General features: G+C 71.3%; 18 protein-coding genes and 2 pseudogenes. 14 read left to right on the forward strand and 6 right to left on the reverse strand.

The features are described 5' to 3' along the window. Nucleotides 1-236 precede the first annotated feature (236 nt). A pseudogene (locus tag AC067N_RS35480) lies at nucleotides 237-626 on the forward strand (helix-hairpin-helix domain-containing protein); the annotation flags it as partial. 283 nt (nucleotides 627-909) lie between these two features. Here AC067N_RS35480 and AC067N_RS35485 read toward each other — a convergent pair. Next, a pseudogene (locus tag AC067N_RS35485) lies at nucleotides 910-1,677 on the reverse strand (universal stress protein); the annotation flags it as partial. 211 nt (nucleotides 1,678-1,888) lie between these two features. Between AC067N_RS35485 and AC067N_RS35490 the strand changes: the two are divergent. The 9 genes from AC067N_RS35490 to AC067N_RS35530 all read left to right on the forward strand — a co-directional run bounded on the left by AC067N_RS35490 (nucleotide 1,889) and on the right by AC067N_RS35530 (nucleotide 11,858). Then, entirely contained in the window at nucleotides 1,889-2,758 is an 870-nt protein-coding gene (locus AC067N_RS35490; RefSeq protein WP_478683061.1) for a universal stress protein, read from the forward strand. Between the two features lie 103 nt (nucleotides 2,759-2,861). After that, a complete protein-coding gene (locus AC067N_RS35495) occupies nucleotides 2,862-4,337 on the forward strand; it encodes a bifunctional aminoglycoside phosphotransferase/ATP-binding protein (RefSeq protein WP_478683135.1) in 1,476 nt (491 codons plus the stop codon). 21 nt (nucleotides 4,338-4,358) lie between these two features. After that, a complete protein-coding gene (locus AC067N_RS35500; protein ID WP_478683062.1) occupies nucleotides 4,359-5,573 on the forward strand; it encodes a V-type ATP synthase subunit D in 1,215 nt (404 codons plus the stop codon). A 386-nt stretch (nucleotides 5,574-5,959) separates the two neighbouring features. Further along, entirely contained in the window at nucleotides 5,960-6,262 is a 303-nt protein-coding gene (locus AC067N_RS35505; RefSeq protein WP_478683063.1) for an adenine nucleotide alpha hydrolase family protein, read from the forward strand. Between the two features lie 282 nt (nucleotides 6,263-6,544). Next, on the forward strand, nucleotides 6,545-9,373 hold the full coding sequence (locus AC067N_RS35510; RefSeq protein WP_478683064.1) for a cation-translocating P-type ATPase: 2,829 nt from the start codon (nucleotides 6,545-6,547) through the stop codon (nucleotides 9,371-9,373). Further along, the gene (locus AC067N_RS35515; protein ID WP_478683065.1) at nucleotides 9,370-10,029 is read left to right on the forward strand and encodes a potassium channel family protein; all 660 of its coding nucleotides are present in this window, start codon (nucleotides 9,370-9,372) and stop codon (nucleotides 10,027-10,029) included. Before AC067N_RS35510 ends, AC067N_RS35515 begins: the two co-directional genes overlap by 4 nt. Then, the gene (locus AC067N_RS35520; RefSeq protein WP_478683066.1) at nucleotides 10,026-10,682 is read left to right on the forward strand and encodes a potassium channel family protein; all 657 of its coding nucleotides are present in this window, start codon (nucleotides 10,026-10,028) and stop codon (nucleotides 10,680-10,682) included. The genes AC067N_RS35515 and AC067N_RS35520 overlap by 4 nt, the downstream gene beginning before the upstream one ends. Before the next feature lie 409 nt (nucleotides 10,683-11,091). Beyond that, nucleotides 11,092-11,652, forward strand: coding sequence for a hypothetical protein (locus tag AC067N_RS35525; RefSeq protein WP_478683067.1), 561 nt, complete (start codon nucleotides 11,092-11,094; stop codon nucleotides 11,650-11,652). 8 nt (nucleotides 11,653-11,660) lie between these two features. Further along, entirely contained in the window at nucleotides 11,661-11,858 is a 198-nt protein-coding gene (locus AC067N_RS35530; protein WP_478683068.1) for a hypothetical protein, read from the forward strand. Between the two features lie 161 nt (nucleotides 11,859-12,019). Here the strand turns inward: AC067N_RS35530 and AC067N_RS35535 are convergent, their stop codons facing one another. Beyond that, the gene (locus tag AC067N_RS35535; protein ID WP_478683069.1) at nucleotides 12,020-13,273 is read right to left on the reverse strand and encodes a sensor histidine kinase; all 1,254 of its coding nucleotides are present in this window, start codon (nucleotides 13,271-13,273) and stop codon (nucleotides 12,020-12,022) included. Next, a complete protein-coding gene (locus tag AC067N_RS35540) occupies nucleotides 13,270-13,941 on the reverse strand; it encodes a response regulator transcription factor (RefSeq protein WP_478683070.1) in 672 nt (223 codons plus the stop codon). Before AC067N_RS35540 ends, AC067N_RS35535 begins: the two co-directional genes overlap by 4 nt. Before the next feature lie 86 nt (nucleotides 13,942-14,027). Between AC067N_RS35540 and AC067N_RS35545 the strand changes: the two genes are divergently transcribed. After that, complete coding sequence (locus AC067N_RS35545; RefSeq protein WP_478683071.1) at nucleotides 14,028-14,945, forward strand: hypothetical protein; 918 nt, start codon at nucleotides 14,028-14,030, stop codon at nucleotides 14,943-14,945. Between the two features lie 110 nt (nucleotides 14,946-15,055). On the opposite strand, the gene AC067N_RS35550 is transcribed toward AC067N_RS35545, so the two are convergent. Further along, on the reverse strand, nucleotides 15,056-16,324 hold the full coding sequence (locus AC067N_RS35550) for a DUF418 domain-containing protein (protein WP_478683072.1): 1,269 nt from the start codon (nucleotides 16,322-16,324) through the stop codon (nucleotides 15,056-15,058). 214 nt (nucleotides 16,325-16,538) lie between these two features. Between AC067N_RS35550 and AC067N_RS35555 the strand changes: the two genes are divergently transcribed. The 3 genes from AC067N_RS35555 (at nucleotide 16,539) to AC067N_RS35565 (ending at nucleotide 19,253) form a co-directional block, all read left to right on the forward strand. Continuing rightward, nucleotides 16,539-16,754, forward strand: coding sequence for a hypothetical protein (locus AC067N_RS35555; protein WP_478683073.1), 216 nt, complete (start codon nucleotides 16,539-16,541; stop codon nucleotides 16,752-16,754). A gap of 76 nt (nucleotides 16,755-16,830) precedes the next feature. After that, nucleotides 16,831-18,618, forward strand: coding sequence for an ABC transporter ATP-binding protein (locus AC067N_RS35560; protein ID WP_478683074.1), 1,788 nt, complete (start codon nucleotides 16,831-16,833; stop codon nucleotides 18,616-18,618). A 107-nt stretch (nucleotides 18,619-18,725) separates the two neighbouring features. Next, nucleotides 18,726-19,253 carry a hypothetical protein gene (locus tag AC067N_RS35565; protein ID WP_478683075.1) on the forward strand — a complete coding sequence of 176 codons (528 nt, stop codon included), beginning with the start codon at nucleotides 18,726-18,728 and terminating at the stop codon, nucleotides 19,251-19,253. A gap of 263 nt (nucleotides 19,254-19,516) precedes the next feature. Here the strand turns inward: AC067N_RS35565 and AC067N_RS35570 are convergent, their stop codons facing one another. Both AC067N_RS35570 and AC067N_RS35575 read right to left on the reverse strand, forming a co-directional pair. Continuing rightward, on the reverse strand, nucleotides 19,517-20,626 hold the full coding sequence (locus AC067N_RS35570; protein WP_478683076.1) for a sensor histidine kinase: 1,110 nt from the start codon (nucleotides 20,624-20,626) through the stop codon (nucleotides 19,517-19,519). Beyond that, nucleotides 20,623-21,282: a response regulator gene (locus AC067N_RS35575; RefSeq protein ID WP_478683136.1), complete on the reverse strand. Its 660-nt coding sequence runs from the start codon at nucleotides 21,280-21,282 to the stop codon at nucleotides 20,623-20,625. The genes AC067N_RS35570 and AC067N_RS35575 overlap by 4 nt, the downstream gene beginning before the upstream one ends. Nucleotides 21,283-21,486 lie beyond the last annotated feature (204 nt).

Here is a 21,486-nt window from a genome sequence, read left to right on the forward strand (position 1 = left end):
CCGCGAGATCTACCGCGCTCTCACCAGCACACCAACCGAACCAATCACGCAAACCGACCTCGCTCCTGCGGCTTGACATCCATAGGAGCATCCGGCGGCTCCGCGCGCCGGAGGTGACCGAGCACATCGAGATGGGAGGTGGAGCACGTCGGGTGCGACCGCCTTCGTCCGGTCACGCTCCCGCCGGGCGCTCGACCTCAACTGGCATGCCGCAAGTCCGTTCTTGGACTTGAGACGTGGTCCGGCCCAACGAGGAGGTCGAGGCGCTCCTTCAGGAGTACGCGGACCTCATCGCCATCACCGGAGGCGAGGCGTTCAAGGCGCGCGTCTACGAGAAGGCCGCCCGCGCGATCGGCGGCTACCCAGCCGACGTCTCTCACCTGGACGTCGCGGGTCTGAAGGAGATCCCGGGTGTGGGCGAGTCGATCGCCGAGAAGGTCATCGAGTACTTCCGCACCGGCCACGTCACGGTGGTCGAGGAGCGGCGGGCCCGGGTTCCCGCAGGGGTGCGGCAGCTCATCACCATCCCCACCCTCGGGCCCAGGAAGGCGATGGCGCTCTACGAGGATCTGCACATCTTCTCGGCGGGCGAGCCGGCCGACGCCATCAAGGCGGAGAAGCTAAGGGGACCTCGCGCAGGCCGTACGGACGGCAGTGATCAACAAGCGGGCCGGAGGCACCGGCCTGATCACCGGCCGCAAAGCCTTTCGGCGTCCCACCACCGAGGGCGTCGAACTCCTGCACGCCGTCCAGGACGTGTACCTCGATGACAGCATCACCGTGCCCTGACCGGGGTGGCCCGGGATTCCTCCCTGTGCGGGCGCCGATCACCAACCGCCGGTCGAGTTGCGCGCCGGGGTCACCGCAGGTACGCGTCCGCGCACCTGCCGCGGATGTCGGCGCTGTCCGATGGTTGACCAGACCCAACTGCAGACCGATGTGCCCATGCCGCCTGCGGGCACCGACAACGAGCAGATCAGCGCCGGCCGCGGCTTTCAGGAGTGCCCGCCGCGCCGAGCCTTCGACGACCTCGCTGCTCACCGGCACGTCCTGATACCGCTCCGCAGGGTCGTGCAGCGCCTCGGCGAGCACCTGCGCCGGCGGGCGCTGGAGGGCTTGGAGGGCGTATCCGGAAAGGCCCGGCGGCATGGGGGTCCCGACCGGGACACTCCAGGCGTGCACCGCCACCAGCCGGCAGCGCCGCACATGTGCCTCGCGGAACGCGAACTGCGCGGCCGTACCGCTGCCCTCCCCGTCCTCGACACCGACCACGATGTTCCCGAACCGGCTGCCCCGGTGCTCCGCCCCACCGCGCACGACGACCACCGGGCAGTCGGCGCGGGCGGCGACGGCCAGGCTGACCGAGCCCAGAAGCATCCCGGCGAGGTCTCCGAGCCCTCTGGACCCGAGCACCAGCGCGAAGGCGTTGCGCCCCTTGTCGACGAGGGCGGCGGCCGCGTCCTCATGCAGCACCTCGCTCGACAGCCGCACGGTGGGAGCTCCTGCCCCGACACGCTCCGAGGCACCACTGATCACGTCCGGCCCCTCGCCGTCCCGCGCTGCGGCGTGCAGGAGGTGGAGCGGCACGTCGTGCCGGACCGCCTCGTCTGCGGCCCAGTCCACCGCCTCAAGGCTCGCCTCGGACCCGTCGACGCCGACCACCAGGGGAATCGTCACCGCTCTTGTCTCCTTTCGTACCGTATTCCGCGCCTCGCGTCCCCCTCGTGCGCGGGAAACCGAAATGCGCCATGGAGGGGATTGGGGTACTCCTCGAATGAGAGACCGCACTGCTCGGCGTGTCGGCGACGTCCGGACCACCCAATCGATCGGACTCGTTCACCGTCATCCCCGTCATTCACAGCTTCGTAACGAGACGGAGGCCGCCGCCATGCAACCAGTCGTCACCGTGGGCCTCGACGGCTCACCCGAGAGCCTCGCCGCCGCCCGCTGGGCTGCCGACGAGGCCGAGAAGCGCAAGCTCACCCTGCGCCTGCTGCACGCGTGGCCACTACTGGCACCGGAACCGGCCCGCGTCCCCTCGGAAGTCGATCAGAACTACTGGGCGAAGCGTCTGGTCCACACCGCGCGGTCTGAGCTCCAAGCGCTTCACCCGGGCCTGTCCATCGTCGGGAACCTGGTCGCCGACGACGCCCAGAACGCCCTGCTCCAGGCGTCGACGGAGTCGGAGATGATCGTGCTCGGGTCACGGGGGCTGGAGCCCGTCGAGAGCTACTTCCTGGGCGACGTCAGCATGCCCGTCGTGGCACGGGCCGAGCGGCCGGTCGTACTGGTCCGCGCCAGGACCCGGGAGGAAGAGCCGCCCCCGGCACCCGCGAGCCGTGTGGTTGTGGCCCTGAAACTGCACGGATCCTCCGACGACCTGCTCGATTTCGCCTTCCACTCCGCCGCCGCCAGGGGTGCTCCGCTCCTGGCCGTCCACGGCCGAAGCGTGCCGCTCCACGCACGGGTGCCCTGGGGCGTGGACCATGACATCACCGAGGAGAGCACGCGGGACGCGCAGAAGCGGCTGAGCCAGGCTCTGCGCCCCTGGTGCGAGAAGTACCCGCAGGTGGAGGTGGCCGACAGCGTCCGCCTCGCAAGTCCCGCCAAGGCCGTCGTCCAGACCGCGGAAGGCGCTGCGCTTCTGGTCGTCGGCCGACGCAAGCACCGTCCGGGTCTGGGGCCCCACCTGGGTCCAGTGGCGCACGCCGCCATCCATCACGGGCACTGCCCGGTAGCCGTGGTTCCTCATGACTGAGCCCGGCCTCCATGAGAAGCCGGTGCGGTCGGCGCCTCGAACCGACGCGTCCGAGCTTCGGTCAGGTGCCCGACGCGACGGCGAGCCAGTGCCGCGCGCGGAGGTGTGCGAGACCCACACCGCGATCGTGTTCTTCGTCGGCGACCGCGCCTACAAGCTGAAGAAGCCGGTGGATCTGGGGTTCCTCGACTACACGACGGTGACGGCCCGCCGGGCCGCGTGCGAACGCGAGGTCGCTCTCAACCGCCGCTTCGCCCCCGACGTCTATCTGGGTCTGGGTGAGATCGGAAGCCCCGACGCGCAGGCACCCGAACCGCTCGTGGTGATGCGCCGGATGCCTGCGGACCGCCGCCTTTCACGTCTCGTACGGGAAGGGGTCACCGTCGACGATGTCCTGCGAGCCGTCGCCCGGCGGCTGGCAGCGTGGCACGCGGACGCGCCTCGGAGCCGCGAGGTGGACGAGCAAGGCACGCGGGACGCGCTGTCCTCCCGCTGGGAGGCCAGTTTCGAGCAGGTCCGCGCGTTGGCCGATGACGGCGTCGTGCCGGAGGGGGCGACGGAGGTGGAGCGGCTGGTACGCCGCTACCTCACCGGCCGCAAGCGTTTGTTCGACTCCCGCATCGAGCAGGGACGGGTGGTCGACGGCCACGGCGATCTGCTCGCCGAGGACATCTTCTGCCTCGACGACGGCCCCCGCGTCCTGGACTGCCTGGAGTTCGACGACCATCTCCGCTACGTCGACGGCCTCGACGACGCCGCTTTCCTCGCCATGGACCTGGAACACCTCGGCGCCCCTCAGGCCGCGGCGTACTTCCTCGCCCAGTACGGCGAGTACTCCGGCGACCCCGCACCGCCTTCCCTGTGGCACCACTACGTCGCCTACCGCGCGTTCGTCCGCGCCAAGGTCTCCTTGATCCAGGCGCGCCAGGGCACGCATGGCGCGGAGGCGGCGTCGCGGCGGCTGGTCTCGGCGGCGCTGCGCCACCTGCGTACCTCCGCCGTCGGTCTGACGCTCGTCGGCGGGCTGCCGGGCAGTGGGAAGTCCACCCTCTCCGGAGCGCTGGCCGACCGGCTGGGGGTCACGCTGCTGAGCAGCGACCGCCTCCGCAAGGAGCTGGCAGGGATCCCGGCTGAGCAGTCCGCGGCGGCCGTCTACGGCGAGGGCCTGTACACGCCGGAGTGGACAGCCAGGACCTACGCCGCTCTGCTCGACCGTGCGTCCGCCCTGCTGTCCTCCGGCGAGTCCGTCGTCCTGGACGCCACCTGGTCTGATGCGGCACAGCGGGAAGCGGCTCTGCGCATGGCCGAGAGCACCAGCGCCGATCTGCTGGCCCTGCACTGCCACGTGCCGGGCGGCGTGTCAGCGGCCCGCCTGAGCACACGCGCTCCCGGAGCGTCCGACGCCGACCTCGGCATCGCCACCGCCATGGCGGCCAGGGAACAGCCATGGCCCGAGGCCGTCGCGGTCGACACCAGTGGCACGTTGGAGTCCGCGGTCACCCAAGCGCTGGCTGCCGTACGGCCGTGGGGCACCGGCCAGGCGCCGGTCTTCCGCCGCCCCTACATGGAGCCGGATTAGGTGTGCCGTCCCGGGACGCCGGTGACGCGTGACGCGCCGACCGACCTGCGCACGCTGCGTCCCCTGGACGACGCGGTGGTCACCGCTTCGGTGGTCCGGACGCGTTGTGAGGTGGTCGTCGACGAGGCATGGCGCACCGGAGGCCTGGCCGCCGAGGTGTCCGCCCGGATCGCGGAGGAGTCGTTGACCGTGATCGGCGCGGTGTCCCCGCCCGGCGGGGACATGACGGAACCGGTGACCGCGCACACCGAACGGTTCGTCCGCTTCCTGTGGACCCTCGACCGCGACCTGGCCTACACCCGCCACTACCCGGCCGTCTCCTGGGCGGGGTCCTTCTCACGCGACGTACCGGTCCTGGCCGCCGGACACCGGGCAGCCGGCGACCCGGCATGGACCCGGCGCCGTGACCGGGTGGGAGCGGTGCTGGCGGAGGCGGACCGGCTCGCCGACCTGGTGGACCTGATCGGCATCGCCGCCCTGCCCGCGCGGGAGCGCGTCAGCGTGCTGGCCGGCAGGCTGGTCCGGGACGGCGTACTGCAGCAGAGCGCGCTGTCGGAGCGGGATGCCTACTGCGGGCCGGCGAAGACGGCTGCTCTGGCCGATGCCGTCCTCGCGGTCGTCGACCGCTGCCACGAACTGGTGGGCTCCGGTGTTCCCGCGGCCTCGGTCGAGGATGTGGACGCCCCGCAGCCAGCTGTCCATGCTCCCCGCCTCCCTCCTCGACGCCCACGGGGCGAAGGACACCCCGGGCGCGGAGGCTCTGCAGTGACCGGCGCACGCCGTACGCCGCCCGGCCGTGCGGGACGACTGCGCCTGCGGCACAGCCTCGATGTCGCCGAACGCGGAGCCGACCTGCTGGAGCAGAGGCTGCGCATCCTGCGCTCCGAGCACCAGCGGCTGCTGCGCGCACGGGAGGCAGCCGAACGCGACTGGCGGGACCTGCTGTACGAGGCCGAGAGCTGGCTGCTGCGCGGACTGCTCCTGGGTGGGGAACAGGCCCTCGACTCTGCCGCCGCAGGCATCGGCCCCACCGAGGTCACGGTGCACTGGACCACCTCCATGGGGGTACGCCATCCGGCGGCGGTCTCCACGTCCGTGTCCTCCCGTCCGCCCACCGCCGCCGCTCCCACCAACACGGCCCTCGTGCACGCCGAGGCGGCCTACGGCCGTGCCGTGCGCGCCGCCGCCGACTACGCGGCGGCCCACGCCGCAGCCGAGTTGTTGCGAGTGCCGTGACCGATCTCGCGGCCAGTCGGCCGAGGCCGCGCAGCGCCGTCGGCGAGAGGTGCGCGACGGAGCCCAGCGGTGCGCCCGGAACCCAGGCGATCCGCACCGCACTCCGCCGCACGATCACCAGACTCGGGCTCCGCGGCAACGCCGCGCGGCAGTAGTCCCATTCCGTGCAGTGAACGCCATCAACGTCAAGATCAGGGACGGGCAGGTCGCCAACCCTCCCGGCCACGTGGTGATGGCGGTGACCGTGGACGGCAGCGCATGTCCCGGCAGCCGGCAGTGGAGGTGCCGACGCTGCTGGTGGAGGGAGAGCCGGAGCGGGTCCTGCGTGAGGAGGCGCGCAGTGCAGCCCTGGTTCGTGGTGCGCTCCCCCGAGCAGACGGCGCGAGATGTTCACCTCCGCATCGGTGGCGCTCCCGCTCAGCGCCCACGAGACCTGTCCCGTGGCGGTCGTTCCGGAGGCGGAGCACATCACCCGGCAGCATGCGTATGTCGTGGCCGGTGTCGAGGGCAGTCCACGTTCGGCCGCGGCGGTGGACGTGGCGTTCGAGGAGGCGGCCCCGCGCCGAGCGGTCCTGCGGGCCCGGTACGCGTGGCGTCCGCCGCGTCTGGGGGCCCTGGACGAGGACGCCGCGGTGCGGGAGCGCCGGCGTGCGTTGTCCGAGACGGTCGCGGGCCGCACCGCGGCGTAACCGGTGAGCAAGGGAGTGCCGCCCCGAGCCCGCTGCCCGGCCATAGCGGTCCCGGAGTGAGGCGGCGAACGGCCCTCGGCCGGTGCCCTGGACGGCCCTGGCGGTGCCGACGGACCCGTCGCACGATGAGAGAACGCCGCCGGCCATGGGCGGCGACCCGGCGAGTCGTCCGTCCTCGCCGTCGAGTTCTCAGGAGTCCGTGATGGCAGCCCCGTCCAAGGCTTTGCATGCAACCCGGCCGATTCGGCCGGCGACGCGGACGCGATCACCGTACGGGGTCGGATGATGCGAACCGTCGACCCGGACCCGCTGGTGCCGGGCGGAGGGAAGGGCGAGGCAGTCCGTGCCGCGTCCGGTTCCCGTGCGCGTCCGGCGGTACGGGAACTCGCTGCTGATGAGGTCTACACCGCGCTGGGCACGTCACGCCGCGGCCTGTCGGCAGCGCGGGCGTGGGACGGACTGGAGAGGTACGGTGCGAACGAACTGCCCCGGGCGGGGCGGCGCGCCGTGTGGCGGCAGCTGGGGGCGCAGTTCACGGACCTCTTCGCGGTCGTGCTGATGGTCGCGTCGGGGATCACCTTCCTGGCGTACTGGCTGGAGGAGCCGCGCGACATCGGAACCTTCCAGCTGGCGGTGGCGATTCTGGGCGTCGTGGTGCTGAACGCCGCCATCGGCTTCGCCCAGGAGTACTCGGCCGAGCGGACGGCCCAGGCACTGGAGGCGATGGTGCCCCACACCTGCCGTGTGCTGCGCGGCGGCGAGCGGCTGGAGGTGCCCGCCCGGGAGCTGGTGCCGGGTGACGTGGTGGTGCTGGAGGCCGGGGACGCGGTGTCGGCGGACTGCCGGGTGGTGGAGGCACACGAGCTGGCCGTGAACAACGCGCCTCTGACCGGGGAGAGCAACGCCGTGGGCCGTACGGCCGAACCGGTGGCGGCCGGACCTCCGCTGGAGGCCCGCAACTGCGTGTTCATGGGGACCGACGTCGTCGCCGGGTCGGGGCGTGCCGTGGTCTTCGCCACCGGCGAGAGCACCGAGTTCGGCCGGATCTACCGGCTGGCCGCGGCGGCTCCCCGGCAGAAGACCCCGCTGCAGCTCCAGGTGGCCTCCATGGCCCGTCGGGTGGCCGGAGCGGCCCTGGCGATCGGTGCCCTGGTGTTTGCCGTGCGGCTGCCCACCGGGGAGTCCGTGGTGAGCCTGTTCGTCTTCGCCCTGGGGGTGATGGTGGCCATGGTGCCGGAAGGGCTGCCCGCCACCCTCTCGGTGTCGCTGGCGATCGGCGTACGACGGATGGCGCGCCGCCACGCCCTGATCAAGCAGCTGCTGGCGGTGGAGACACTCGGGTCGACCACGGTCGTGTGCACCGACAAGACCGGGACGCTCACCCAGGCGGAGATGACCGTCACCCAGGTGTGGGCGGGCGGGGTGCCTCAAGCGGTGAGCGGTGTGGGCTACGCCCCGAGCGGTGAGGTCGCCGACGCGGCGCCGGTCCGTGAGCTGCTTCGGGTGGCAGGCCTGTGCTGCAACGCCCGGCTGGTTCCGCCCACGGGACCACGGGAGCACTGGCGAGTGCTCGGTGACACCACCGAGGGCGCGCTGCTCGTCGTCGCGGCCAAGGCCGGGATCGACCTGGGTGCGGAGGAGGCGGCGGCGCCGCGGGAGACGGAGTTCCCCTTCGACTCGACCCGCAAGCTGATGACCACGGTGCACAAGACCGGGGCGGGCTACCAGGCGTATGTGAAGGGGGCGCCCGCCGAGCTGCTGGCGCGGTGCACGGATGTGGACTGGGAGGGGAACCGCAGGCCGCTGACCGAGCAGGCCCGCGCGCCGGTCGTGGCGGCGAGTGACGCGTTGGCGTCGCAGGGGCTGCGGGTGCTGGCCGTCGCGCGGCGGGAGCTGGACGGGCCCCGCCCGACGCAGGAGGAGGCCGAGTCAGCGCTGACGCTTCTGGGACTGGTCGGAATGCTGGATCCGCCGCGGCCGGAGGTCACCGACGCGGTCGCCGCCTGCCGTCGGGCCGGTATCCGGATCGTCATGGTCACCGGCGACCACCCGCTGACGGGGGAAGCCGTGGCCCGCCGCGTCGGGATCGTACGGCGGCCGGATCCGGTCGTGGTGACGGGCGCCCGGCTCGACGCGACGGACGACGAGGCACTGGACGCGCTGCTCGCCGAGCCGTCCGAGCTGCTGCTGTGCCGGGTCAGCCCGGAGCACAAGATGCGCGTGGTCACCGCCTTCCAGCGGCGCGGCGAGGTGGTGGCCGTCACCGGGGACGGCGCCAACGACGCCCCGGCCCTCAAACACGCGGACATCGGCGTGGCGATGGGAGCCTCCGGCACCGACGTGGCCCGGGAGGCGGCGTCGATGGTGCTGCTGGACGACTCGTTCGCCTCCATCGCGGGGGCGGTGCGGCTCGGCCGGGCGGTCTACCAGAACATCCGCAAGTTCCTCGTCTACCTCTTCAGCCACAACGTCGGGGAGTTGGTTCCGATCCTGGCGGCCACCTTCGCCGGATTCCCGTTGGTGCCCATCAGCGCGGTGCAGATCCTGGCGATCGACCTGGGATCCGATGTCCTGCCCGCCCTCGCCCTCGGAGCGGAACCCCCGGAGCCCGACGTGATGGACCGTCCGCCGCGTTCCCGCCGGGAACGGCTGTTCTCGGGCGCCGTGGTCGGACGGATCCTGTTTCTGGGCGGCATCCAGGCGGCCTGCGTGACCGGCGTCTTCTTCTGGCACGTCGTCTCCTCCGGTATCCCGTTCGACGACTTCACCGAGGACACCCTCGTCTACCAGGAGGCGATCACCATGGTCCAGGCCGGGATCGTGCTCAGCCAGTTCTTCAACGCGCTCACCGTGCGGACCGACCGGCAGAGCATTCTGAGGGTGGGACTGCTGTCCAATCCGGCGCTGCTGGCGGCGGGCGGTTTCGGTGTCGTCCTGATGGCCGCGATCAGCTACCTGCCGCCGCTGCAGGCCGTGTTCAACACCGCCCCGCTCGACGCGGTCGACTGGGCGGTTCTGGCCGGGCTCGGCACCCTGCCCCTGCTCGCGGACGAGGCCCGCAAGGGGTGGCTGCGTCGTCGTACGGACGGCCGGAAAGGAGCCCTGCGGTGAAGGTGATCGTCGTCGGCTGCGGACGTGTGGGCTCCACGCTCGCCGGTCTGCTCGCAGCGGAAGGGCACGATGTGGCGGTCGTCGACCGGAGTGTCAAGGCGGCCCGGCGGCTGCCCGACAACCCCCGCATCCGGTTCCACGAGGGCAATGGCTACAGCCGCGGCGTGCTCGTGGCCGCGGGGATCGAACACGCGGACGCCTTCGTCGCCGTCACCTCCGGGGACAACAGCAACATCGTCAGCGCGCGCACGGCGAAGGAGACCTACCGGGTGCCGATCGTTCTCGCCCGCATCTACGATCCCCGGCGTGCCGACATCTACCGGGAACTCGGCATTCCCACCATCGCCAGCGTCCGCTGGACCGTGCACCAGATCCACCAGATGCTGCTGCACCGCCACCTGGGCCCCGAACTCAGCTTCGGCAACGGAGAGACCCTGCTCATCCGCTCCGAGGTGCCCGACTACCTCATCGGGAGGCGGCTGACCGAGTTCGACGTCGACGGCGAGATCCGCGTCGTCGAGGTCACCCGTGTCGGCCGCTCCTTGATCCCGGCGCACAGCACGCTTGCGCAGGCGGGCGACCTGGTCACCTTCGCCGTCGCCGCCACCGCGCTGGGCAGACTGCGCGGCTTCCTCGACAAGGAGTTGGGGACATGAACGTGCTCATCGCCGGCGCGGGACGCCTCGGCACCCAGATCGCCCAGGTACTCTCCGCCGCCCGCAACGACGTCACGCTGATCGACATCGACGACGACCGCGTGGCCGAACTGGAAGACCGCCTCGCCGCGCGACTGGTCGCCGGGGACGCCTGTGAACCGGCCCTCTTGGAGGACGCCGGTGCCCTGACCGCCGACCTCGTCATCGCCACCACCGGGGACGACGAGGACAACCTCGTCATCAGCCTGCTCGCCAAACGCCAGTTCTCCGTACCCCGCGTGGCCGCCCGGGTCAACGACGCCGACAACGCCTGGCTGTTCGACGGGCGCTGGGGCGTGGATGTCGCCGTCCCCGCCGCGACCCCGCTGATCTCCCTCATCGAGGAGGCCACCGGCGCCACCGACACGGTCGCCCTGCTGCGGCTCAGCAAGGCCGGCGTCGACGTCATCGAAACGGCCATCACACCGCAGTCCAGGGCGGCCGGGCGACCTCTGGGTGATGTCCGGCTGCCCGAGGGGACCGTCGTCGCCACCATCGTCCGCGACGGACAGCCCACCGTGCCGGACCCGGCGATCCGACTCCGGGCAGGCGACGAACTGCTCCTCGTCTCGCACTCCGCGACCGAGCAGGAGATCCACGCGGCGTTCCAGTAGGCCGGCCCCGATGCGTGGTATCCGGAAACGACATCCGCTCGGCTGTTCGAGCCTTCGAGGCCGCATCACCTGCGGCTCCGTGGCGCCCTCCCCAGCGCCGGCGCCTCCTGCACGGCCAGCCACTCAGGAGCCTGCGTACGGGGTGGGGAAGGCGCGGGCGGCGCCGCGTACCCGCAGGCCGCCCTGCTTGCCGATGACGTGGGGGACGAGGCGTCCAGCTCGGGCTTGCCGGACTCGCCGCGGCAGCCGTACACCGCGGTCTTCCCGCCGGAAGCCTGCCTGGCCGGCCGTACTCCTGCGCTCTCGCCAGCACACGCCGCAGGGCCCCGGAGCCGGGCCTCTACCGCGGGGTCGACATCGTCGTACCGGGCGGCGACAGGGAGCCGGCGCCCGCCGCCGCGACTCAGACGTGCGAACACATGCTCGAACTCGGTGTCGTCGTCCAACCCCCGGAGTCGAGCTCAACGTCCTGAAGATCAAGCCGGCCCGCTGCTTCGACAGAGCGGCCGCCGACTACTTCCTCGCCCAGTTCACCCGGGTGTTCGAGGAGCGGGCGCAGTCCCGCACGGCCTCGGCCATCGTCCTGGTGGTGACCGCCCTGGGCCTGGCCGTGACGAACATGCTGAACCTCCACGGCGGAATGCTGAACCTGATCACCGGCCTCTCGACCTTCGTCAAGATCCCGAACTCGTTCAGGACCCGTGCGGGGATGATGCTGCCGACCCTCGTCATCGGTCTGGGCCTGGCCGTCACGGCGTCACAGGACTTCACCGGCAACCCGACGGCGTTCCTGTCGTTCCTGCTCCTGTTGCCCATTCCCTGGGGAGCGGTGAACCTCGTGGACTTCTACCTCGTCCAGCACGGAGAGTACGACGTCCCCGGCATGTACACCCGCGGCGGAAAGACTGGAGCGATCCGGCCACGTGGACCCACAACGGGGTCAACCTCAAGGTCCTCATCGCCTTCCTGATCGGTGTGGTGTCCGGCATCCCGGCCATGGGCAATGCCTGGTACGTCGGGCCCGTCGCGCGACAATTCTCCAACGGCGACCTGTCCTGGATTCCCGGCATGGTCGTCACCTCGGCCGTCTACCCGGCGCTCGTCCGCGTCGGCCGCGATACCCAAGGAGAGTCGTTCACTGCAGTCGCGCGCCCGCACCGGACATCTCCCTTGTGACCCGAGCCCCCAGCACTGCGCGCCCATGCCTGACCTGCGGTTCCGGCCCGCCCGACCCGAAGCCGTGATCCACATCGCCGGGGAAGACCTTGTGGCTCGCCTCCTCACCCGCGAGAACAGCCTCTCCCAGCGCGACCCGGCACGCCGGCCGACCAGCAGATTCATGAGTGAACGTGTTCGGTCCGTCTGGCGTCGGTGATGCGGAAGGACAGGTGCGCGCCGTGGGGTGTGTCCCGGACCGTCAGGGTGCCTCCGTGGGCGGTGGCGATGTCACGGGCGATGGCCAGGCCGAGTCCGGATCCGCCCGCGTCGCGGGCCCGGGCCTCGTCCAGTCGGTGGAAGCGCTGGAACACCCGCTCGCGGGAGGCGGCCGGGATGCCGGGGCCGTCGTCGATGACGTCCAGTCCGTCGGCCGTGACCTTGATGGTGATCTGGGAGGCGGCGTGCCGGACCGCGTTGGCGACGAGATTGGCGACCATGCGTTCCAGGTGAGGGCGGGAGCCGGTCACGATGACATCGGGCTCCCGCTCCAGCGCGATCTTCACGGGGGCCGGTCGTGCGGCGGCCTCGGCCGCCACCTGAGCCAGGTCGACGTCGGTGCCGATCATTGGTTCGCCGCCGTCGAGTCGGGCGAGGAGCAGCAGATCACCGGTCAGCTCCTTGATGCGGGCCACGTCGGTCAGGGCCTCGGTGATGAGGTCGGGTGCCTGCGTCATCCCGAGTTCGAGTCGGGCGCTGAGCGTGGCGACGGGGTTGCGCAGTTCGTGGGCGGCGTCGGCGACGAACTGCTTGTGCCGCTCGACCGCGGACTCCAGCTGGCCCAGGGTGGTGTTCATGGTCCGGGCCAGGCGTGCCACCTCGTCGCGGGTCATGGGCTCGGGCACGCGGCGGTGGAGGTTCTTGGCGGTGATGTCGGCGAAGGTGGCCCTGATCGATTCCACGGGGGCCAGCACCCTGCCCATCAACTGCCATGTCATGACGGCCATCAGCACCACCAGCACCGGGACACCCACCAGGAGCAACTGCTCAAGCATGTCGAGGGCGTTGCGGACGGGGGCCAGCGAGACCCGGGCCCTCACCGTCACCGGGCCGTCGGCGGTGTCCACGACCGTGCTGGCGGTCGCGTAGCCGTCGGCCAGGACCACCTTCTCCTCGCCCGTGCCGGCGCCGTTCTCGTTCTTCCCCGGTGTCGGCTCCGCGCTGCCCACCCCGGTGGGTGGAGCCGCGTCGAGGGGCGGGTCCTCCTTGAGGGCGGCGGCACTGGCCCTGACCTTTCGCGTGGCCTCGTCGGCGACGCCACCTTCCAGACTGTCGTGCATCGTGAGGATCAGCACGAGGGAGGCCGCGGTCAGTACCGTGGCGACGATGACGGTCGCGGCCAGGGTCACCCGCATCCGCACCGACAGCCGGTTCACGAAAGCTCCAGAAGATAACCGCTGCCTCGCACGGTTGTCAGGATGCGCGCCCCGAACGGTGCGTCGATCTTGCGGCGCAGGGCACTGATGTAGACCTCGACGATGTTGGGATCGCCCTCGAAGGCGAAATCCCAGGCGTGCTGGAGCAGTTCCGCCTTGGTGACTACTTGGCCGGCCCTGCGGGCCAGCAGGTGCAGCACCGCGAACTCCTTGGGAGTGAGCGCGATGTGTACGCCGCCGCGCCGGGCGCACGCCGCCGCCGGGTCAACCTGTAGATCGCCTACCTCGATGACGGCGGGCCGTTCCTGAGCCCCGCGGCGGACGAGGGCCCGCAGCCGCGCCAGCAGCACCGCGAAGGAGAACGGTTTGGCCAGGTAGTCGTCCGCGCCGCTGTCCAGCGACTGGACCTCGTCGAGTTCACCGTCCATCGCGGTCAGCATCATGATCGGTGTCCAGTTGCCGGATTCGCGCAACTTCCGGCACACCGCGAAGCCGTTGAGGCCCGGCAGCATCACGTCCAGCACGATCGCGTCATACCGGTGCTCACCGGCCATCCAGACGGCCTCACTGCCGTCACCGACCACGTCCACGGCGAAACCCTTGTCCGCCAGTCCGGACTTGATGACGTCGGCGAGTCGTTGTTCGTCCTCGACCAGAAGCAGGCGCATCCGCTCAGTTTCCGCCATCCGAGCTGAAAAAATCCTGAAGATACCCCTCAGAACCGCTTCAGGTACAGCCCGGCACGCTTGCCGCCATGAACACGACCACTCCAAGCTTCCGTGGCAGGCGTCTGGCGACGGCCGGCGTGCTCACCGCCCTTGTGCTCGCCGGATGCGGGACGAGCAAGGCCACCATGGCTCCGGACAACAACGCCTCACACCAGGCTCTGTCCGGAATCTGCGCGGCCTCCACACAGCGAAACGGCATCGTGCAGTGCACGAAACTGTTCGCGGGGAAGAAGCCCGTCCGACTGCCGAGCGACCCGTCCCGCACACAGCGCTACGGAGCCCTCAAGCGCGGCGGAACGAAGTTCCACACCCGCGGCGGCGATGTGCCGCTCGCCGCCGCCGTCGCCAGGCGACTGGAAGCGGATGCCAGGAAGGGCCACACCGCCTACGCGAACACCATCTACCTCGCGACGATCTCCGAGGGTGCCGTCACCAAGATCAAACCGGTTGCGGACATCGCAGAGAACGCCGTCCTCCGCGCCGCCTTCGCCGGCCGGGCCATGGAGGGCACCATCGGTGTCCGCACCCGACAGGGCGACTACGACCTCCGCGCAACCCTCCCCGTCCGTATCGAACTCGCCAGGTCACCGGTCCGCGGGGAACTGACCGGAAAGATCACCAACGCGACCAGGGCCGTCCGCAGCGCCAAGGGCTCCTGCTTCGCGCCGCTCAACCGCACCACGGCGAACCCTCTCGTCGGAAAGTTCACCGCTAAGGTCGCCCTTGAGCGTGTCTCCTCCATGCACGTGGCGTTCGACGACGAACTCCTCCTCAGGTGGTCGAGCCAGGTGAGCAACATGAGCCCCGCGTACTATCCGAGCATCGCGACCCTGCTCGGTGGGGATCCGCTCGGCCGGACCTGGGAGACAATGATCCACGGGACACCATGGGCCGGCCCGCCCGTCGGCCTTCGCCTCGTCAGCGGCGGCGGCGAAGCCTGCTGAGAACATGACCGGACAACCGTCCCGCCCCTACGGCACCCCCACCGCACCCCGCGTGGCCGTCCGCTCGGTGCCGGGGTGGAGCGAGGGGGCGTCCCACCCCGGCGGGGGTCTCATCGGATGTGCTTCGCCGGCCTGGTGGCGGCGTTGAGGAGGTATTCCAGGGGGCCTCGGCGGAAGAAGCGGGACCAGATCGCGGCGAACACGGTAGCCCCGAGGACGAACATGAGCAGCGGCACCCATGATCGCTGGGAGCCGGTCCCGGCGGGCACGGACAGCGCCGACTGGGCGAGGAAGTGGCCGACGTAGGCGGTCAGGGACATGGTGCCCACGGCGATGACCGGCTTCGCCAGGCGGCGCAGTCGCGGCAGGCGGTCCATCGCCACCGTCGCGCCCACGATCACGAGGATCGCGACGCCCACGCTGCCGATGATGTCGAACGTGGTCCCGCTGTGCGGCCCGGCCTTCAGCAGGAACGACGCGGGCATCTCGGGGAACGACCCCCCGTCCGGGGACATCGAACCGCTGGCGGGGGGCATCGAACCGGAGCTGCCGGACGACGACCCGTCTTCCGCGAGGCTCCTCAACGCGCCCGATCCGGCGAGCAGCAGGGACATGCCGTAGGCGGCCGCGGTGAGGGAGGCGCCGAGCGCGGCGAGGCGCTTCTGAACGGTGCCGGAGGACAGGTCGAGGCGGCCCAGTGCCATGCCCGCGATCACGAACGACATCCACGTGAGCGCCGGGTAGAAGCCGGTGAGCAGCAGGTCGAGCACTCCCACCTCGCTGAGGCGGCGGAGCGGGTCGTAGGCGTTGATGCTCTCCCGGACCGACGAAGTCAGCAGCGAGTTCAGGGCGAACGCCAGCTGCGGTGTGACGAGGGCGAACGCGGCTGCGATGATCGCGAGGGTCCTGGCACGCAGTCGCACCAGGGGCAGGGCGAGGAGGAAGTACACCCCGTAGAAGCCGAGGATGATCACTCCCCCGTACTCCATCGCCAGCACGGTGCCCAGCACCAACAGGACCACGGCGCGGATCGCGATGCGGGCCTTCGCCTGCCGGCCCGCCAGGCCCGTCTTCGGCTCGCGGCGGCCGGCGATCAGCATCAGCGAGAACCCGGCGAGAGTGGCGAACAGGACCGACGAGTGGCCATCCGCCATGTAACGGATCCAGCTCGCCACGCCGCTCGTGGCGGACAGCGGGGGGCCGATGTGCACGATGTACATGCCGAAGACCGCCAGCGCGCGGGCCAGGTCCACCCCGACGAGGCGTCCCATCGAGGGACCGGCCGAGGCCGGCACGGCGGACTCGGGGGAGGTTCGGGGCGGCGGAGGTGAGTTCTCCGGGAGAGCTGACGTCTCCTGCGGCGGCTGCGTCTGTGTCATACGGCAAACCTCGCGCGGAGCTCAGGCGGCGGGCCATCCGGCAGGCTTCGGTAACGCCCCCGCCGACCGGCGGGTACCGCCCTGCCGACCGGCGGAACCTCGTCCCCGTCCCGGCCCGGTGCGACCGGGCGGTGGTCTTGTCCAGCCACTCGGCGGGGGTGGACCCGACGGTTGCCGGATGGGTGCGGGGCGGCCGGGCTTCCAGGGTGGAGGCATGACACACCGTGCGCGGCGCAAGGAGCCCGACACCTCCCACGCCTCACCAGCTGACGAACCGGGGCATGACGTGGTCCCTCGCAGGGGCGACTTCCTGGAGTTCCTCGGCCTGGTGCTGGCTGCGGGCGCCCTCGTCCTGGTCGTCGTACGCCCTGAGCTCCCCGAAGCGTTGGTGCGCGCCCTTTCGTCGAGCACAGCCGGACTCGTCCGCTGAGCCGGCACACCGTCACCGCCGGGCCGCCCGGCACCGTCCATGCGGTGCCGGGCGGCCCGCAGAAGGAAGGAATGTTGTGAACACCGCATCCGCCCCGGCGAAGGATGAGACGCCCCTGTCTGCCCGGGAGACTGTCAGGGCGCTGTACGGGTATGTGCGGCCGCACCGTTGGGCCGTTGCCCTTGGTCTGTTGTGTGCCCTGGTCGGGGCCGCCGGGGCGTTGTTGCAGCCGCTGGCCACGAAGGCGCTGGTGGACCGGATGGCCTCCGGTGGGACGATCACCGGGATCCTGATCGGGCTCACCGTACTGGTGGTGCTGGGCACGGCCGTCGAGGCGTTCGGCGCGTATGTGCTGGAGCGGACGGCGGAGTCGGTGGTCCTGGCCGCTCGACGCACCGTGGTGGGGCGGCTGTTGCGGCTGCGACTCGCGGAGTTCGAGCGGATCCCGCCGGGTGATCTGATGTCCCGCGTCACCTCGGACACGACGCTGCTGCGGGCGGTCAGCACCCAGGCGGTCGTCTCCGCGACCACCGGCGCGGTCGCGTTCGTCGCGGCGATCGTGATGATGGCGTTCCTCGACGCCGTGCTGCTGGGCGTGACGCTCGGCGTGGTCGTGCTGGTCGGCGGGGCCGTCGCGCTGGTGATGCCGCGGATCGCGCGGGCCACCGAACGGTCGCAGCAGGCGGTCGGGGAGATCTCCGTCGCGTTGGAGCGGGCCTTCGGGGCGTTCCGTACGGTGAAGGCGTCCGGGGCCGAGGGCCGGGAGACCGCCCGGGTGGAGGCGGCGGCGCGGCGGGCGTGGCGGCACGGCGTGAAGAGCGCGAAGTGGGAGGCCGCGGCGGGCTCGGCCGACGAACTCGCCGTACAGCTGGCCTTCCTCGCGGTGCTCGCCGTCGGCGGGGCGCGCGTGGCGTCCGGGGAGATCCCGGTCTCCACCCTCATCGCCTTCCTGCTGTACCTCTTCTATCTGATGGAGCCGGTGTCCCGGCTGGTCGACGCCGCCTCCTCCTACCAGGAGGGGTCGGCCGCCATCTCCCGGATCGCGGCCGTGGAACGTCTGGCGACGGAGCCGGTCATCGGGCGGCAGGACACCCCGCCCCGGCAGGAGGCTGCGATGCCGGGCCCCGCGTCGGTCCGCTTCGAGGACGTGTCCTTCCGCTACCGGCCCGGTCTGCCGTACGTCCACCACCAGGTCGGCTTCGAGGTGCCGGGCACCGGGACGACGGCCTTCGTCGGTCCCTCGGGCGCGGGCAAGTCGACGGTGTTCGCGCTCGTCGAGCGGTTCCACGAGGTCACGGGCGGCCGGGTCCTGGTCGACGGCAAGGACGTCCAGGACTGGTCCCTGTCCGAGCTGCGGTCCGCCATCGGGTACGTGGAACAGGACGCGCCCGTCTTGGCCGGCACCCTGCGGGAGAACCTCGTCTTCGCGGCGCCCGGCGCGACGGACGACGACATCCGCGACGTCCTGGTCCGGACGAAACTCGACACCCTCGTCGAGCGCCTGCCCCACGGCCTGGACACCCCGGTCGGACACCGCGGCTCCAAGCTGTCCGGCGGCGAGCGGCAGCGCGTCGCCATCGCCCGCGCCCTGCTGCGCAGGCCCCGCCTGCTTCTTCTGGACGAGGCGACCTCGCAGCTCGACGCCGTCAACGAGCTGGCGCTGCGGGACGTCCTCACGGAGGTGGCCCGCGAAACCACCGTGCTGGTGGTGGCCCACCGCCTGTCGACGGTGACCGGCGCCGACCGGATCGTCGTCATGGACGCCGGACGGGTCCGCGCCATCGGCACCCACGAGGAACTGGTGGATGAGGACCCGCTGTACGCACAACTGGCAGCCACCCAGCTCCTGACCCCCGCCAGATGACCCCACCACACGCGAGGTGGTCCGGTCGGCCACTGCCCCACGCCCGGCCGGACAACCAACCACGCCCACACCCACACCACGCAGACCAAGACCGCGAAAGGCCGCCCATGTACACCGAGTCCGCCATCCGTCACAGACGAGCGGTGTGGAGATGGCCGGCGCAGCCGACCGCGCTGTTCGGCGGCGTGTACGGGCTGCTGGTGTCGAGTTCGGCCGTCGCCGCGCTCACCCAGTTCGGCGAGACGACTCGAGCGGCACGCATGGACGACGCCCTGTGGGTCCTGTTCACCGCCCTCGCCTCGGCCCTGGCCCATGGTTACGCCCACCAGATCGCCCACCGCGACGCGCAGGGACGTCCCGGCGTACGGGGTGTGGTGCGTGCCGTGCTCGCCGAATGGCCGCTGGTGGTGGCGGCGCTGCCCACCGCACTGCTGCTGTGGGGGGCGGGCCTCGGCTGGTGGCGCTCGGCAGGCATCGAGTACGTCGCCTTCGGCATCAACACCGTCCTGCTGCTGGGCTGGGGCGTGCTGGCTTCCCGGGCCGCGGGCAGCACATGGGGACGAGCTCTCAGGATCGGCTGTGCCGACGCGATCCTGGGAGTGGCCGTCGCCTTGGTCAGCACGCTGCTGAAGTGACGCGGCGACTTGTCACGTGTAGCACTGTCCGGCCGCAGCAGTCTTCCTGGAGGCCGCATGCCTCGCCGACTCGGACGCGGCTCTCGATGATCCGGTGGCCGGCAGGGCGGCCGCCCCCACCAGTGGGATGCGGCCAACGGCCATGGCCGCGGCGGATCACCGGTCCGCCGTCCGCGCGAACAGCGACGACCATGCCGAGCAGCCGGCCTGGCGGCGGCTCACCGCGCATCCGCACCCGGAGGATCCTTCCCAGGGTTCACAGCTCAGTCCGCGCCGAGCGGGACCCGCAGCCGTACCCGATAGCCGCCTTCCGCGGTCGGGCCCGCATCCAGGGTGCCGTGCAGGATGTCGGCACGTTCCCGCAGCCCGACGAGGCCTTGCCGGGAGCCGGGGAGGGACAGGGAAGGACGCGTGGCCGGGGTGTTGGTGACGGTCACTCCGATGCCCTCGCCGTCCTGCCACAATTCGACGCTGGCCGTGGCGCCAGGTGCGTGTTTGCGGACGTTGGTCAGCGCTTCCTGAACCGTACGGTAGAGGGCGCGTTGGGTGGGCGTGCTCACCGTGGGCGGCAGTTCCCCTGTCAGCTGTACGTGAGTGCCGCTCGATTCCACGAGTTTACGCAGGTCGGCAAGGGTGGGTTGAGGTGTCAGCTCGGTTGCGTCGCCGCCGGAGGCCCGCAGCAGGGTGACCATGGTGCGCAGTTCGTCGAGCGTGGTGACGCTCAGCGAACGGATCGTGCGAGCGGCCTCCTTGGCGTCCACGTCCCGGGCGGCAACCTGCAACGCCCCGGCCCGTACGGCGATCAGGCTGACCTGATGGGAGACCACGTCGTGCATCTCCCGGGCCAGCTGGGCGCGTTCGCGAGCGAGGACGGCCTGGGCGTGCAGGGTCCGCTCGTGTTCCCTTGCCTCCTCGATCTCGGCCAACCGCCGCGCCAGGTCCCGCTGTGCCTGGAGAAGCTGACCGAAGAGGACCGGTGCCGCGGTCGTGGCCAGGCCGTACACGAAGAAGACCAATGTCATGGTCCGGTCGACCTCGGCCAGGGGCCACGGAGTGCTGCTCGCGACGGCGGCCAGGGCGACGCACACGGCGAGGAGACGGCGGTCGCGGGAGCGTTCGGCCAGGGCGAACAGCGCCGCGAGCACGGCGACGGCGACATCCTGCATCAGCGCGACGGGCAGGGTGAGCAGGAACACGACGAGCGGGAACCGGCGCCGGAAAGCCAGCGCGGTGCACCCGACAGCCGCCAGCGCGAGCTCGAGGCGCGTGGGCTCCCAGTTGTTCAGCCGCACGTCCACGGCCGCCGCGGCCACCAGGGCCAGGTCGATGACCGGCGCGGGAACCCGCTGCCACAGGGCGCGTGCACGGCTCATCCCCCGGCCTCCGACCGCAGGCGCTCGTCGAGCAGCCCGGCCCGCTGCGCCAGCAGCGCCGCCTGCACCCGGCTCGCCACGCGAAGCTTCGTCAGGATGGCGCTGACGTGGTCCTTCACCGTGCCCGCCCCCAGGTGGATACGCGCCCCGATGTCGGCGTTCGACAGCCCCTCCGCCACCAGGACGAGGACGTCGCGCTCCCGCGCGGTGAGCAGCCGGACCCGCGCGGCCTCCTCGTCGACGGCCGTCCCGGTGCCGGGGTGGCTGAGCAGCAGCGTCCGTGACGCCTTGGGAGACAGCACCACACCGCCCGCGGCCAGGGTGCGCACCAGGTGGGCGAGCTGCTCGGGCTCGGTGTCCTTGAGGAGGAAACCGGCCGCGCCGGAGTGCAGGGCGGTGAGGATGTACTCGTCGGCGTCGAACGTGGTCAGCATCGCCACCACCGGCGGGTCCGGCATCGTGCGCAGTTCCCGGAGCACGGTGAGCCCGTCGACGTCCGGCATCCGGATGTCCAGCAGCACCACATCGGGCCGCTCCCGGCGGACCGTCTCGACCGCCTCGCCGCCACCGGCGGTCGCAACGACCTCGATGTCCTCGGACGCGCCCAGAATCAGCTGGAAGCCCGAGCGGACCAGGGCCTCGTCGTCAACCACCACTACCCGGATCACGCGCTCCCCCTACCCTTCGTTCATACCGTCCGGCCCACGCCGACCCAACCCTAAAGCCACGATCGGTCCCGGCGGCCCGCTGAGCTGCAGCTCCAGCCACACGGCGGGGTAGCACCCACCACTCGGCAGGGCCACGGCAGCCTTCTGCCGGATGGGCCGTGATCGGCCCGGCCTCCAGTCTGAGGGCCATGA

The sequence above is a fragment of the Streptomyces sp. NPDC042364 genome, from assembly GCF_056437585.1.